Genomic DNA, 14691 nt, shown 5'->3' with positions numbered 1-14691 from the left:
CTTATGCCATGTCGTCGTTTTTGAACGATTTGGTGGCGCGGAACTGCCACAACGCCAGGCCGACGACAAAAATCGACAGCAGGATGGTGATGGTGGCCGCGATGGCGTACTGCGATGGGGACATCGTCAGCTTATAGATCCACGACACCAGAATGTCGGTGCCGCCCGCGTTCGCGCCAGCTACCGCCGGTCCGCCGTTGTTAAACAGGTAGATGATGTTGAAGTTGTTAAAGTTGAAGGTGTATTGCGTGATGATGATCGGCGCAATCGAGTAGAGCACCAGCGGCAGCGTAATAGTGCGCAGGCGGGTAAAGGTGCCCGCGCCATCCATCTTCGCCGCTTCATAGAGATCATCGGGAATCGCCTGCAATACGCCGGTAGTCATGGCAAAGACAAACGGGAAACCGAGCCAGGTCTGCATCATGATCAGCGCGGTTTTGGTCCAGAAGGGATCCGTCAGCCACGGTTTCGGGTCGATACCGAAGAAGGCGAGGATCGCGTTGTTGATCACCCCAAAGGAGTCGTTAAACATCCCGGCGAAGACCAGAATAGTGACAAAGCCCGGCACCGCCCACGGCAGGATGAAAATGGTGCGTACCAGCGGCTTAAAGCGCAGATCTTTCTGGTTCACCAGGATCGCCAGCAGCACGCCGACGCTGCACTGCAAGGTGGTCGCCAGCAGCGTCCACACCACCGTCCATTGCAGCACGTCAAAGAAGGTTGAGCGCCAGATCGACAGGGTAAAAATATTGATGAAGTTCTTTAACCCGACCCAGTCGACCAGTTTAGCGGGCGGCGTGTGGTAGAGGTTGTAGTTGGTAAAAGCGATGGCGAAGCCGAAGAGGATCGGGAAAATCACCACGAACACCAGCAGGATAAAACCTGGTGTAATCATCAGGTAGGGAAAGCCGTCGCTGAGCAGCATCTGGTACTGTTTACGCACGCTGTTAAGCGGCTTACCGGCGTCGCGTTTTTTACCATTCAGCCACGCGTCGCGCATTGAGAGTCCCCACACCATCAGGCCAAAGGCGATAATCAGCACGCTGATGATCCCTTCTGCCAGCAGGAAGATGGAGTTATCGCGCGGCACCTCTTCGCCAAGGGTGTATAACCCCCACAGCCCTTCGCGCAAAAAATCAGAGAAGATGCCGGTAAAACTCGCCAGCAGCACAAGAAAGATAAGGCCTTTCAGCCACTGGCGATGGTAGAACTGGCCAAAGCCCGGCACGATGGCCAACAGCAGCCCGCACCACGCGTGACGCCCTGCGCCGGGCGCTTTGGCAAAATGTTCGCTGGGACTGATAATCACGTACGACTCCTTTTCGACAACGGGAGGACGCCCTCCCGTTTCTGTACCAACACGCGGTTACTGGTTACTGGCCTGCATCGCTTCGACCTGCATCTGGATCTGCTTAGCAGCGGCATCCAGCGCTGCCTGCGGAGCCTGTTTACCGGTCAGGCTCAGCTCCAGCGCGGCGTTCGCCGGGCCCCACACTTCACCCATCTCCGGAATGCCCGGCATCGCGGTTGCGCGGGCGGCCTGCACCGCTACGGCGCTCGCCTTCTCGTCGTTTTTAATCACTGGATCGTCAATCATCGCTTTCTGCGCCGGAATTTCGCGCGTGGCGATATAGCGCGTCTTCACGTACTGCGGCTGGTTGATAAACTCGATAAATTGCTGCGCCAGCGCTTTGTCTTTGCTCCAGGTCGAGACGACATAGCCTTTCACGCCGAGGAAGGAGCTCATCGGTTTGCCATCCGGCAGGTTCGGCAGCGGCACGACGCCGTAGTTAATGCCGGCAGCTTCATAGGGCTGGAACGCCCACGGGCCGTTAATCACCGCCGCCGCTTTTTTCTCGGTAAACAGCGAATCGATGGCGTTAAGCCCGTTATCGCCGAGGATCCCCGACGGGAAGACACCTTCGGCATAGAAGTTTTTCAGGAAGGTAACGGCTTCCACCGCGCCAGGTTTATTCAGGCCGATATCCTGCGGGTTATAGCCGCCTTTGTCGTTTTTGCCGAACAGATAGCCGCCCATCGGGCCAATCGCGCCCCAGCTGTAGTAAATCTGATCGAACTTCGCCAGCAGGCCATATTTGTTCTGCGCGCGCTGTTTTTTCGAGTAGTCGAGCCACTCCGGCAGGCTTTGCAGCGGCTTGTCGATAAGATCTTTGTTGTAGATCAGCACCAGCGTCTCTACCGCTTTCGGCACGCCATACAGGGTGTTGTCGAGGCGGAAGGCGTTGATGGAGGCAGGCGTAAAGGCGTCAACCTTTTCTTTGTCCAGATTCAGGGGGGTCAGCAGGCCTTGCACAACCGCGCCGCCCAACTGATCATTGGGGATCACCAGCACGTCCGGGCCGATGCCCGCCGGGCCATCGAGACGGAGTTTCTCCAGCTGCTGGGCGTAGGGCATCTCCTGCACGTTAACTTTGACGTTATATTTCTGCTCAAAATCGCGCACCGCATCCTGGATGCCGGACGATTTTTTGATGTCTTCCCAGACATTGAGTTGCTGTGCGGCGGCATGCGCCTGCAAGCCGACAAGCTGCCCGGCGGCAAGCGTTGTCAAAATCAGTGCGGTAAGGGTCTTCTTTTTCATTATCAACCTCATGTCAAGGTATAACAATTTCATGGTTTTTATGGCGCATCATCAGGTCACTTCTCTGGCAAACCACCTGATATTGCAGGGCTTAAGACGTATTCACTCGCCTTATCGTATTTGTTATACGCTACGCTTTACGCACTGATAAAACGAGAATAAACGTTGCGTTATGTGACCAATGTTACAGAAATGAAAATTGAGTATAGGGCCCTAAATCCGTGGAAGTTATAGTCAGACCATGATTTTTCGCCGTTGAGCAGCACTGTCTCCTGATTGTTATACGTAAAACAAAACAGCTGACAAACGGCCAGTAACGGCTATTACATTCGGGGAACGTTGATGTCCAATATACGACTGAGAAATGTCACCAAGCGGTTTGGCGACACGGTGACGCTGAACAATGTCAATCTGTCGATTGATGACGGCGAATTTGCGGTGTTTGTCGGCCCCTCCGGCTGCGGGAAATCCACCATGCTGCGCATGATTGCCGGGCTGGAAGAGGTGAGCGAAGGCGAAGTGTTGATTGGCGATGAAGTGATGAACGATGTTGCGCCCGCCCATCGCGGTGTCTCGATGGTGTTCCAGTCCTATGCGCTCTACCCCCATATGACCGTGGCGGAGAACATGGGCTACGGGCTGAAAGTGAACAAAGTGCCGAAGGAGGAGATCCGCCGCCAGGTGGAAATGGTGGCGAAGACCCTGCAATTAAGCCACCTGCTGGATCGCAAACCGAAGCAGCTCTCCGGCGGCCAGCGCCAGCGCGTCGCCATTGGCCGTGCGATTGTGCGTAACCCGCGCGTCTTTATGTTCGATGAACCTCTTTCTAACCTTGATGCTGAACTGCGCGTCGAGATGCGGCTGCATATCGCCCGCCTGCACCAGGAGCTGAAAACCACCATGGTCTATGTTACCCATGACCAGGTGGAAGCGATGACGCTGGCGGACAAGATCGTAGTGATGAATTACGGCAACGTTGAGCAGATGGGCTCACCGATGTCGCTCTACTACAACCCGAAAAACAAGTTTGTCGCCGGTTTTATCGGCTCGCCAAAGATGAACTTCCTCCCCGCCACGGTAAGCCAGTGGCAGCCTGGTGAAGTCACTATTACCCTTGCTCAGGGCCACCAGCTGACGCTCGGCATCACCACTTCACCGCTGGAGGTGGGCGCGGCCATTACGCTCGGTATTCGCCCGGAGCACCTCGCAACAGAGATGACGGGCGGCGTGCCCCTTGAGTTCCAGTGCGAAGTGGTAGAGCGGCTGGGCAACAACACCTATCTGTTTGGTCAATGTTACGGCCACGACAATATTAAAATCCTGCTGCCGGGCGATGTGCATTTCCGCCCGTGGCAGAAGATCGCCCTCGCCTTCGACAGCCGTCACTGCATGATTTTTGACGAGCAGGATCAGCGCGTCAGCGCCGATATCCCGGTGCCCAACCACGATATGTAACTTCCAGGCCGGAGAAGGCGTAAGCGTCATCCGGCACTGCATTTTCACTCGAGAACGATAAGTGCTGCTCCATTTTGCTGGTTTTTCATCAAAGCAACGTTGTCTACCCTTACCGGTAGTGATGAAAACCCAACAAAACGGAGCCTGTTATGAAAGCCATCGCAATTACCCGCGCCGCCGCTGGCGGCAGCAACCTTGATGCCCTCACCGATATTGACCTGCCGCAACCGCAAGCCAGCGGACACGATCTGCTGGTGGAAGTGAAAGCCATTTCCGTGAACCCGGTGGATACCAAAGTGCGTGCCGGTTTTAATGCTGATACGCCGCGCGTGCTCGGCTGGGACGCCGTGGGCGTCGTGAAAGAGGTCGGCGAGTCGGTCACCCTGTTTCAGCCGGGCGATGAAGTGTGGTACGCCGGGGCACTAACCCGCCCGGGGAGCAACAGCGAATATCAGCTGGTTGATGAGCGTATTGTGGCACGCAAACCCGCTTCGCTCGATAACGCCTCTGCCGCCGCCCTGCCCCTGACAGCCATTACCGCCTGGGAGCTGCTGTTTGACCGCCTCGGCGTAAAAGAAAATGGCAACGACGGTGATGTGCTGCTGATTGTCGGCGCAGCGGGCGGTGTCGGTTCTATTCTGACGCAGTTGGCGCGCCAGCTCACCCATATGACGGTGATCGGCACCGCATCGCGCCCTGCCAGCCAGCAGTGGGTGAAGGATCGTGGCGCGCACCATGTGATTGACCACAGCAAGCCGCTGACCGAAGAGCTGGCGCGGATCGGCATCAAAGAGGTGACGCACGTCGCCAGCCTGACCAATACGCAGGATCACTATCAGCAGCTGATTAACGCCCTTAAACCGCAGGGTAAGCTGGCGCTGATTGACGATCCCGACAGCCTGGATGCGATGCCGCTGAAAGCGAAGAGCCTGTCGCTGCACTGGGAGTTTATGTTTACCCGCTCGATGTTCACGACTGACGATATGATTGCCCAGCATCAGTTGTTGACGCGGGTTGCGGAGTTGATCGACAGCGGCGTGCTGAAAACCACGCTGGGCGAGCACGGCGGTGCGATCACCGCGGCTAACCTGCGTAAGGCTCATGCGCTGCTTGAGAGCCAGCGCGCGGTGGGCAAAATCGTGCTGGAGGGGTTTGCGGGCTGATCCTGCCAGGATTACTCCCAAACCTGCCGGGCGGAGAGCGAAATTGTTTCTCCGCCCGCACTGCTTTTTCCTGGGTTTGCTTACACTTTTTACCAAAGCGTTATTTTTTGCTGGTTGCTCCGCTGTCTGTAAACGGCAATGATGTCGTGCTATTTATGCAACTACGTGAAATGTATAAGAACAACCTGGAGAGAGTATGCGTAAAACAAAAATGATGCTTCTGGGTGCGCTGCTGGCGACGGCTTCAGTAACCTATGCTGAAACGCCGCCCGCGACGCCGCCTGCAAGCGGCACACAGTCATTTGAAGTGAAAGAGTTTGTTGCCGACTTTACCAAATTCACCATTGGCGACACGGTGCCGGAGATGTACCGCAGCGACGATTACAACATTAAGCAGTGGAAGTTACGTAACCTTCCCGCACCGGATGCCGGTAGCCACTGGACCTACATGGGCGGCAACTACGTGTTGATCACCGATGCCGACGGCAAAATCCTCAAAGCCTACAATGGCGACATTTTCTATCATCGTTAACCGGGAGCGCCTGTGATTATCCGCCGCTGGCAGGAGAGTGACAGGCCGTTTCTGCGTACCCTGTATCTGCATGCCCGTAAAGAAGCCTGGACCTGGCTGGATAGCCGCGACTGGGCTCTGGAAGATTTTGACTCCGCGACGCTGGGCGAGGTGATTTGGGTGGCGGAAGAGAACGGGCACCGGATGGGGTTCGCATCGGTCCTGGAGAACGATAACTTCCTGCATAATTTGTTTATCGACCCTGCGTTTCAGGGAAAAGGCGTGGGTAGCGCGCTGCTTGAGCATGTGCAGAGTACCTTTAGCAGCACCGGCGCGCTAAAGTGTTTGCTGCGCAATAAAACAGCGCTCGACTTTTATCAGCGCCACGGCTGGCGCGTTGAGGCCAAAGGCATCTCCCCGCAAGGGGATTATGTGCTGATGCACTATGTGTTGAAGTAGGTTTTGTCATTTCGTAGGCCTGATAAGGCGAAGCCGCCATCCGGCAATTGGTGCCGCGATACAATGCCGGATGGCGCGTAAACGCTTATCCGGCCTACGCGGTTTCAGCAGCAACAATTTTTCAGTGGCCGCCCATCTTACAGCGAGGGGTTGTGTCCCCGCTGAAATCGGCGAGCCGAAGCGGGAATGACAAGGTCTGAACGCCATGGATGGCGGACAGAGGCGAACCGAGACAGGATGTCGAGTCGAGCCGGCCGCAGTCAGGCTCGCGGGAGGTGAGCGCAGTGCGCAGCACCGATTTCCTCGCGGGGCCGCGGGGATTGACAAGGGGAGCGCGGCCGCTTCCCTTGTCCCGTTCACCGCACCGATGAGTAAAACATTCCGCCGCACGCCTGGTGAACGGAACCATTCCACTAATCCAACCCCATTGCAGGATGGCGCGTTACACGCTTATCCGGCCTACGCCGTTTCAGCGGATTCGTTACCGTAGGCCGGATAAGGCGTAGCCGCCATCCGGCAATTGGTGCCGCGGAGATAATGCCGGATGGCGCGTTACACGCTTATCCGGCCTACTCCGTTTCAGCGAATTCGTGCCCGTAGGCCAGATAAGGCATAGCCGCCATCCGGCATTCAATCACACTGCGCGGAACGCGATCTCACCGGGGATAATCTCGCCCTGCCAGTAAAGCTGGGCAGCTACGCGACCTGCAAGGTTGCGGTAGATAGCGGTGAACTCGCTATCCGGGCGGCTGATCACCGTCGGCGTCCCCTTATCGAGATCTTCACGTAGCGAGATATGCAGCGGCATCTGGCCCAGCAATTGCGTATGATACTGCTCCGCCAGCTTCTCTGCGCCGCCGGTGCCGAAAATCGGCTCATGGTGACCACAGTGGCTGCACACATGCATGCTCATGTTCTCTACGATGCCGAGCACCGGCACCTCCACTTTCTCGAACATGACAATGCCTTTTTTAGCATCAATCAGCGCGATATCCTGCGGCGTGGTCACCACCAGCGCGCCGGTCACCGGAATGTTTTGCGCCAGCGTCAGCTGGATATCGCCGGTGCCTGGCGGCATGTCGAGCACAAGGTAATCGAGATCCGGCCACATGGACTCCTGCAACATCTGCAGCAGCGCTTTGCTGGCCATCGGCCCGCGCCACACCATTGCATTATCGTCCGTCACCAGGTAACCAATCGAGTTGGTCGCCAGGCCATGAGCGATGATCGGCGCCATATGCGTGCCGTCTGGCGAGGTCGGACGCTCATTTTCCGCGCCCAGCATCATCGGGATCGACGGGCCATAGATATCGGCATCAAGAATACCGACTTTCGCCCCTTCCGCAGCCAGCGCCAGCGCAAGGTTAACGGCGGTAGAGGATTTCCCTACCCCGCCCTTGCCGGAGCTGACGGCGATAATATTCTTCACGCCGTTCACGCCCGGCTGGTTTTTCACCCGCTTCAGGGTGGCGATATTGTGCGACAGCTTCCAGTCGATGGCGCTCGCGCCGGTCAGACGCAGCAGTTCGGCGCTGCACTGGGCTTTCAGCTCTTCGAAAGCGCTGGTCCAGACGAACGGCATCAGCAGCTCGACATGCAGGGTCTCATCCAGCCATGCAACATGGTGGACGGCTTTCAGCGCTGTCAGGTTATGTTTGAGGGTGGGGTGCTGAAAATCGGCCAGCGTCCCGGTGACAATTGCCCGTAAGGCTTCCGGGGATTTGGCCTGGGATTGCGAACTCATCCCGACTCCTTTGTAGTTGTTCTGAAAACGACATTTGTAGCGCTCAAGTTTACCCCAAAGGGAATAATTATCCATTTATGGATTAATGCCCTTATCGCTTGGCGCGATTGTTACCCTTTTGGTAATATCGAAAACCCTTTTTCTCAAGAAGATGTAATGCCAACTATGACTCAAGTCGCGAAGAAAATTCTGGTAACGTGCGCGCTGCCGTACGCCAACGGCTCCATCCACCTCGGCCATATGCTGGAGCACATCCAGGCTGATGTCTGGGTCCGTTACCAGCGAATGCGCGGCCACCAGGTCAACTTCATCTGCGCGGACGACGCCCACGGCACGCCGATTATGCTGAAAGCACAGCAGCTGGGGATCACCCCGGAGCAGATGATTGGCGAAATGAGTCAGGAGCATCAGACCGATTTTGCTGGCTTCGACATCAGCTACGACAACTACCACTCAACGCACAGCGATGAGAACCGCGAGTTGGCCGAGCTTATTTACACCCGTCTGAAAGAGAACGGGTTTATTAAAAACCGCACCATCTCCCAGCTCTACGATCCGGAAAAAGGCATGTTCCTGCCGGACCGCTTTGTAAAAGGCACCTGCCCGAAATGTAAAGCGGCGGATCAGTATGGCGATAACTGCGAAGTGTGCGGCGCGACCTACAGCCCGACCGAGCTGATTGAGCCGAAGTCGGTGGTCTCCGGCGCGACGCCGGTGATGCGTGATTCCGAGCACTTCTTCTTCGACCTGCCGTCGTTCAGCGAAATGCTGCAGGCGTGGACCCGCAGCGGCGCGCTGCAGGAGCAGGTGGCGAACAAAATGCAGGAGTGGTTCGAATCCGGTCTGCAACAGTGGGATATCTCCCGCGATGCGCCCTACTTCGGCTTTGAAATTCCGGGCGCGCCGGGCAAATATTTCTACGTCTGGCTGGATGCGCCGATTGGCTACATGGGTTCGTTCAAAAACCTCTGCGACAAGCGCGACGATCTCAACTTTGACGACTGGTGGAAAAAAGATTCCGACGCCGAGCTCTATCACTTTATCGGTAAAGATATCGTCTATTTCCACAGCCTCTTCTGGCCGGCGATGCTGGAAGGCAGCGGTTTCCGCAAGCCGACCAACCTGTTTGTGCACGGCTATGTAACGGTTAACGGCGCGAAGATGTCCAAATCGCGCGGTACCTTTATTAAAGCCAGCACCTGGCTGAACCATTTTGATGCCGACAGCCTGCGCTACTACTACACCGCCAAGCTCTCGTCGCGCATTGATGATATCGACCTCAACCTGGAGGATTTCGTCCAGCGCGTGAACGCCGATATCGTTAACAAAGTGGTGAACCTGGCCTCGCGTAACGCGGGCTTTATCGCTAAACGCTTCGACGGCGTGCTGGCATCAGAGCTGGCCGATCCGGCGCTGTATAAAACCTTTACCGATGCCGCCGCCGCCATTGGCAGCGCGTGGGAGAGCCGCGAGTTTGGTAAAGCGGTACGTGAAATCATGGCGCTGGCCGACGTAGCGAACCGCTATGTTGATGAGCAAGCACCGTGGGTTGTCGCGAAGCAGGAAGGGCGCGATGCCGATTTGCAGGCCATCTGCTCAATGGGTATCAACCTGTTCCGCGTACTGATGACCTGGCTGAAACCGGTTCTGCCATCGCTGGCTGCGCGCACCGAAGCGTTCCTCAACACCACGCTGACGTGGGATGCGATTAACGAACCGCTGCTCGGCCATAAAGTGAACCCGTTTAAAGCGCTCTATAACCGCATCGAGATGAAACAGGTGGAAGCGCTGGTTGAGGCATCGAAAGAGGAAGTCAAAGCCGCTGCCGCGCCGGTAACAGGCGAGCTGGCTGACAACCCGATTCAGGAGACCATCACCTTTGACGATTTCGCCAAAGTCGATATGCGCGTGGCGCTGATTGAGAACGCCGAGTTTGTCGAAGGCTCAGATAAGCTGCTGCGCCTGACGCTCGATCTCGACGGTGAGAAGCGCAATGTCTTCTCCGGCATTCGTTCCGCCTACCCGGATCCGAGCGCGCTGATTGGCCGCCTGACGGTGATGGTGGCTAACCTCGCACCGCGCAAAATGCGCTTTGGCATCTCCGAAGGGATGGTGATGGCAGCGGGTCCTGGCGGCAGCGATATCTTCCTGCTCAGCCCGGATAGCGGTGCAAAAGCGGGCCAACAAGTTAAATAAAAAAATAAGGCGCTGAATTCAGCGCCTTTTTCTATACTGTTATACGCAGTCTTACAAAACATTACCTCACATGGAAAATAGGGGATTATCGTGAAATTCAGCAAAATCATTGCAGCACTCTTTTCTGTCGCTTTAGTTGTTGGCCTGACCGGCTGTGGTGATAAAGAAGAGAGCAAGACCTTTACCTGGGCGACGGGCGGCACGGAAGTGACGCTGACTTACTACTACAAGGGTGATGAAGTAGAGCGTCAGACCGCGAAGAACAAAATCGAATACTCCTCTATTGGCGCGAAAACCAAAGAAGAAGCGATGAAAGTTCTGGATCCGATTAGCAAAAAATACCAGAGCGTGAAAGGCGTGAAAGAGAGCGTAGCGTATGAAGAGACCTATGCTCAGGAGACGCTGGAAGTTGACTACAACGAAGTGGACTTCGCTCAGCTGAACAGCCTGCAGGGTTCTGAATTTACCGGCACGGTTAACGGTAAAATCAGCATGAAGCAGTCAGAAGAGTTGCTGAAAGCGCGCGGCTTTAAAGAAGTGAAATAAGTCGTTTACCGCCCGGCAGCATATTGTTTGCCGGGCTAATTAAACCGCATCACCTCGCGTGTATGCGGTTTTTTTATCGGCTAAAAAGCGTGTCAGCTCTTCGGCTTCTGCCCACGTGCTGCCAGCCCGCGCAGGAAGTAGCGCAAAAACTGGTCGCCGCATTCGCGGAAATTCTTATGCTCCGGAGAGCGCATCATGGCGGTAATTTCTGGCATTGAGACGCGGAACTGCTGCTCGGTGAGGATCGCCAGAATATCGTCGGTCTTTAACGAGAAAGCGATGCGCAGCTTCTTCAGCACGATATTGTTGTTGAGCTTGCGCTCCATGGCGAGCGGCGGCGCACTCTCATCTTTGCCGCGCTTCTCATAAATCAGCCCATTAAGAAACGCCGACAGCACAATATCCGGGCAGGGTTTATACCCCTCCTCATCCTCTTTACGCAGCCACGGAACCAGCTGTTCAGCCGTGACTTCAGTGTCCGCCAGCGCCAGAATGCGCACCAGCGCGGTGTTGTCGACCTGCAGGGTGTAACGCAGGCTGCGCAGGATATCGTTATTTAGCATGTCTCTTTCCGAAATGATGAACCAGCGCGCAGTGTAGGCATCGCGCAGGAATTTACAACCCCAACGCCTCTTTTAAATTTTTCAGATAGCGTCGACTCACCGGCACCGTCAGCCCGTCGCGCAGCAGCAGCTCGGCCTGGCCATTATCCTCAAGGCGGATCTCCTTAAGAAAAGCCATATTAACAAGATATTGCCGGTGGCAGCGCACCAGCGGCGTGCGGCTCTCCAGCGTGCGCAGCGTCAGCTCGGTAAAGCCCTCTTTGCCTTCGTGGCTGGTGACATAGACGCCGCTCATCCGGCTGCTGACAAACGCCACCTCCTCCATCTGCAGTAACCAGATGCGGCTGTGACCGGTGCAGGGGATAAACTTCAGCGGCTGCTGATTTTCCGCCAGCAGCGACACATCTTGCACGCCGCGATCCTGACGCAAGCGGTTGAGCGTTTTGGTCAGCCGTTGCGTTTCGATTGGCTTAAGCAGGTAGTCGAAAGCGTGCTCTTCAAAGGCCTGCACCGCATACTCATCAAAAGCGGTGAGAAACACGACGTAAGGCCGGTTGCCGGGATCGAGCATACCGACCATCTCCAGCCCGCTGATGCGCGGCATCTGGATATCAAGAAACAGCACGTCGGGGCGCAGTTTATGCACCGCGCTAATCCCTTCAATGGCGTTACCGCACTCGCCCACCACCTCGATATCGCGCTCTTCCTGCAGCAGACTGCGTAACATTTCCCGCGCCAGCGGTTCATCATCAACAATCAGCACTCTTAACATGCCTCTTCCTCCAGAGGGAGTCGCAAGGTAATGCGGGTAAAAAGATCCGGCTCGCAGGCGATGCTGATACCGCACTCGTCACCAAAACGGGCGCGCAGCCGCTTATCCACCAGGCTCATCCCTAAGCCAACGGCATCGTTTTTCGGCTGATAAAGCCCGGCGTTATCCTCAATATCCAGCACCAGATGCTGCGCCTGCTGGCTGGCACGCAGCGTGATCTCGCCCACGCCCAGCAACTGAGACGTGCCGTGTTTGATCGCGTTTTCGACTATCGGTTGCAGCGTGAAAGCGGGCAAGTGTAAGTGCGCCAGCGCTTCCGGCACCTCAAGCCGTACCTGCAACCGCGCCTGAAAGCGCGCTTTTTCAATTTGCAAATAGGCATTTACATGCTCAATCTCATCCGCAAGGGTGACGATTTCTGCGGGGCGTTTCAAGTTCTTACGGAAAAAGGTCGAGAGATACTGCACCAGCAGCCCGGCCTCATCGCTGTCGCGGCGGATCACTGCTTTAATGGTGTTGAGCGCGTTAAACAGGAAGTGCGGATTAACCTGCGCGTGCAGGAGTTTGATCTCCGACTGGGTCAGCAGCGCTTTTTGCCGCTCATACTGCCCGGCGAGGATCTGCGCCGAGAGCAGTTGCGCAATCCCCTCCCCCAGCGTGCGGTTGATGGAGCTAAAGAGGCGGTTTTTCGCCTCATAAAGTTTGATAGTACCGACCACGCGCTGGTTTTCACCGCGCAGCGGGATCACCAGCGTCGAGCCGAGCTTGCACTGCGGGTGCAGCGAACAGCGATACGGCACCTCATTGCCGTCGGCGTAGACCACTTCGCCGGTCTCAATCGCCCGCTGCGTCCAGACGGAGGAGATAGGCCGCCCCGGCAGATGGTGATCGTCCCCCGCGCCGGTAAAAGCTAATAGCCGCTCGCGATCGGTGATCGCCACCGCGCCGATATCCAGCTCCTGATAGAGCACCTGCGCCACCCTCATGCTGTTCTCTTCATTAAAGCCCTGGCGCAGAATCCCTTCGGTGGAGGCCGCCACTTTCAGCGCCGTGGCGGAAAAGGCCGAGGTGTATTTCTCAAACATGGCGCGCTTGTCGAGCAGGATGCGCATAAACAGCGCCGCGCCGACGGTATTGGTCACCATCATCGGCGCGGCGATGCTCTGCACTAAATGCAGCGCGCTTTCGAAGGGGCGGGCAATCAGCAGGATGATCACCATCTGTAACAGCTCCGCCACGCAGGTGACCGCCCCGGCGGTGAAGGGGTTGAACACGCGGTCGGTACGCCCGCGCTTGATAAGAAAACTGTGCACCAGCCCGCCGAGCAGCCCTTCGATAAAGGTCGAGAACATGCAGCTCAGTGCGGTCATGCCGCCCATTGAGTAGCGGTGCAATCCGCCGGTCAGCCCCACCAGCCCACCGACCAGCGGGCCGCCAAGCAGGCCGCCCATCACCGCGCCAATCGCACGGGTATTAGCGATGGAGTCTTCAATATGCAGACCGAAATAGGTGCCGAGAATACAGAAAATGGAGAAGGTGACGTAACAGAGCAGCTTGTGCGGCAGACGCACGGTGACCTGGATCAGCGGGATAAAGAGGCGCGTCTTGCTCATCAGCCAGGCGATCACCAGAAACACACACATCTGCTGAAGCAGCAGCAACACCAGATTGAACTCGTACATACCCGCCACACCGCATCACATAAAGCGCGTAACATACAGCGAGTCGGCGGCGGTTTCTTCGACAGAGGTTAAAAAAAGAGAAATTCGTGCTCTGAGTCACATATTGTGCCTGGGTATGCGCAGTTATGAATAAAGAGTAAACAAAACGTTACTGTTGTTGTCTTCACCCCTAAGAAAGGTCTACAGTTATACCGGCATTCGGGAAGCAAAGGAGAGATCATGGCGCTTTACACTATCGGTGAAGTCGCTCTGTTATGCGATATCAACCCCGTCACACTGCGTGCGTGGCAACGCCGCTACGGTCTGTTAACCCCGCAACGCACGGATGGCGGCCACCGGCTCTTCAGCGAGGCGGACATCGATCGTATTCGTGAAATCCAGCACTGGGTTGAATCGGGCGTGCAGGTGAGTAAAGTTCAGGCGCTGCTGGCGAACAGCAGCGACAAGCGTCACTACGTCTGGCAAAGCCATCAGGAGCGGGCGATGCATCTGCTGCAACAGCGAGATGGCAACACCCTCCAGCAGTGGCTGAGCGAGCTGATGCGCGACCACCCGGCAAAAACGCTGGCACAGCAGTTGATTAACCCCTTACGCGCACGCTTGCAGGGCACGCGCCCCGCTTACCAGGCAAAGCTTAGCCTGCTGGATGGCATTCTGATTAGCCTGATAGCCGACAACTTATCGGCGTCGCGGCAGCAGCCGCATGGCCGTCCGGCGCTGGTGGTCGGCTGGGGTGTCCAGGACAGCACGCGGATGTGGATTGAAGGCTGGATCGCCAGTCAGCAGGAGTGGCAGGTCGGCATTCTTGCGCACCCGTTCACTCAGTTTCATCCGGAGATGTTCAAAGGCAAGATGCTGCTGGTGTGGTGCGGCGACTCCCCCTCCTCCGCGCAACAGCAGCAGTTGCAGGCCTGGCAGGAGACGGGGCATCAGGTGTGGCTTCTCGGCATTTAATGTTTCATTAACAACTCACAATGCCTTTATAATGCCGGCCTCAC

The 14691-nt window shown here is 56.5% G+C and carries 13 protein-coding genes; 7 read left to right on the top strand and 6 right to left on the bottom strand.

Features of this window, described 5'->3' with window-relative positions; genetic code table 11:
- Position 1: 1 nt before the first annotated feature.
- Positions 2–1309 (bottom strand): carbohydrate ABC transporter permease, encoded by a 1308-nt coding sequence (locus ABIC80_RS02270; protein ID WP_429175258.1) that lies wholly within the window; start codon positions 1307–1309, stop codon positions 2–4.
- Between the two features lie 57 nt (positions 1310–1366).
- Positions 1367–2602 (bottom strand): extracellular solute-binding protein, encoded by a 1236-nt coding sequence (locus tag ABIC80_RS02265; RefSeq protein ID WP_094421006.1) that lies wholly within the window; start codon positions 2600–2602, stop codon positions 1367–1369.
- A gap of 342 nt (positions 2603–2944) precedes the next feature.
- Here ABIC80_RS02265 and ABIC80_RS02260 point away from each other — a divergent pair, with 342 nt between their 5' ends.
- The 4 genes from ABIC80_RS02260 (at position 2945) to ABIC80_RS02245 (ending at position 6190) form a co-directional block, all read left to right on the top strand.
- Positions 2945–4057: an ABC transporter ATP-binding protein gene (locus ABIC80_RS02260; protein ID WP_094421008.1), complete on the top strand. Its 1113-nt coding sequence runs from the start codon at positions 2945–2947 to the stop codon at positions 4055–4057.
- Between the two features lie 149 nt (positions 4058–4206).
- Entirely contained in the window at positions 4207–5220 is a 1014-nt protein-coding gene (locus ABIC80_RS02255) for a zinc-binding alcohol dehydrogenase family protein (RefSeq protein WP_429175256.1), read from the top strand.
- Positions 5221–5416: 196 nt separating this feature from the next.
- Complete coding sequence (locus ABIC80_RS02250) at positions 5417–5752, top strand: RcnB family protein (RefSeq protein WP_094421009.1); 336 nt, start codon at positions 5417–5419, stop codon at positions 5750–5752.
- 12 nt (positions 5753–5764) lie between these two features.
- Positions 5765–6190 carry a GNAT family N-acetyltransferase gene (locus ABIC80_RS02245; protein ID WP_429175254.1) on the top strand — a complete coding sequence of 142 codons (426 nt, stop codon included), beginning with the start codon at positions 5765–5767 and terminating at the stop codon, positions 6188–6190.
- 634 nt (positions 6191–6824) lie between these two features.
- Here ABIC80_RS02245 and apbC read toward each other — a convergent pair.
- Positions 6825–7934: an iron-sulfur cluster carrier protein ApbC gene (gene apbC / locus ABIC80_RS02240; RefSeq protein WP_396461575.1), complete on the bottom strand. Its 1110-nt coding sequence runs from the start codon at positions 7932–7934 to the stop codon at positions 6825–6827.
- 165 nt (positions 7935–8099) lie between these two features.
- Between apbC and metG the strand changes: the two genes are divergently transcribed.
- Positions 8100–10130: a methionine--tRNA ligase gene (gene metG, locus ABIC80_RS02235; protein ID WP_076770344.1), complete on the top strand. Its 2031-nt coding sequence runs from the start codon at positions 8100–8102 to the stop codon at positions 10128–10130.
- Positions 10131–10220: 90 nt separating this feature from the next.
- A complete protein-coding gene (locus ABIC80_RS02230) occupies positions 10221–10676 on the top strand; it encodes a YehR family lipoprotein (protein ID WP_023479721.1) in 456 nt (151 codons plus the stop codon).
- A 92-nt stretch (positions 10677–10768) separates the two neighbouring features.
- Here ABIC80_RS02230 and ABIC80_RS02225 read toward each other — a convergent pair whose 3' ends face one another.
- From ABIC80_RS02225 to ABIC80_RS02215, 3 genes are read right to left on the bottom strand one after another with little or no spacing between them, the layout of a single operon-like run.
- The gene (locus ABIC80_RS02225) at positions 10769–11239 is read right to left on the bottom strand and encodes a DUF1456 family protein (protein WP_023479843.1); all 471 of its coding nucleotides are present in this window, start codon (positions 11237–11239) and stop codon (positions 10769–10771) included.
- A gap of 52 nt (positions 11240–11291) precedes the next feature.
- The gene (gene btsR, locus ABIC80_RS02220) at positions 11292–12011 is read right to left on the bottom strand and encodes a two-component system response regulator BtsR (protein WP_128482595.1); all 720 of its coding nucleotides are present in this window, start codon (positions 12009–12011) and stop codon (positions 11292–11294) included.
- A complete protein-coding gene (locus ABIC80_RS02215) occupies positions 12005–13693 on the bottom strand; it encodes a LytS/YhcK type 5TM receptor domain-containing protein (RefSeq protein WP_429175252.1) in 1689 nt (562 codons plus the stop codon). The genes btsR and ABIC80_RS02215 overlap by 7 nt, the downstream gene beginning before the upstream one ends.
- A gap of 219 nt (positions 13694–13912) precedes the next feature.
- Between ABIC80_RS02215 and ABIC80_RS02210 the strand changes: the two genes are divergently transcribed.
- Complete coding sequence (locus tag ABIC80_RS02210) at positions 13913–14647, top strand: MerR family transcriptional regulator (RefSeq protein WP_429175250.1); 735 nt, start codon at positions 13913–13915, stop codon at positions 14645–14647.
- Positions 14648–14691 lie beyond the last annotated feature (44 nt).

It is taken from the genome of Kosakonia sp. 1610 (assembly GCF_050435845.1).
Lineage (GTDB): Bacteria > Pseudomonadota > Gammaproteobacteria > Enterobacterales > Enterobacteriaceae > Kosakonia > Kosakonia cowanii.
The sequence above is the reverse complement of the archived record's forward strand: the minus strand, read 5'-3'. Positions and strand labels throughout refer to the sequence as shown.

Bases quoted from the DNA above. Each gene is read 5' to 3' on its own strand.
- ABIC80_RS02255 (WP_429175256.1), top strand. From the start codon at position 4,207: ATGAAAGCCATCGCAATTACCCGCGCCGCCGCTGGCGGCAGCAACCTT.
- ABIC80_RS02225 (WP_023479843.1), bottom strand. From the start codon at position 11,239: ATGCTAAATAACGATATCCTGCGCAGCCTGCGTTACACCCTGCAGGTC.
- ABIC80_RS02250 (WP_094421009.1), top strand. From the start codon at position 5,417: ATGCGTAAAACAAAAATGATGCTTCTGGGTGCGCTGCTGGCGACGGCT.
- ABIC80_RS02210 (WP_429175250.1), top strand. From the start codon at position 13,913: ATGGCGCTTTACACTATCGGTGAAGTCGCTCTGTTATGCGATATCAAC.
- metG (WP_076770344.1), top strand. From the start codon at position 8,100: ATGACTCAAGTCGCGAAGAAAATTCTGGTAACGTGCGCGCTGCCGTAC.
- ABIC80_RS02260 (WP_094421008.1), top strand. From the start codon at position 2,945: ATGTCCAATATACGACTGAGAAATGTCACCAAGCGGTTTGGCGACACG.
- btsR (WP_128482595.1), bottom strand. From the start codon at position 12,011: ATGTTAAGAGTGCTGATTGTTGATGATGAACCGCTGGCGCGGGAAATG.
- ABIC80_RS02265 (WP_094421006.1), bottom strand. From the start codon at position 2,602: ATGAAAAAGAAGACCCTTACCGCACTGATTTTGACAACGCTTGCCGCC.
- apbC (WP_396461575.1), bottom strand. From the start codon at position 7,934: ATGAGTTCGCAATCCCAGGCCAAATCCCCGGAAGCCTTACGGGCAATT.
- ABIC80_RS02215 (WP_429175252.1), bottom strand. From the start codon at position 13,693: ATGTACGAGTTCAATCTGGTGTTGCTGCTGCTTCAGCAGATGTGTGTG.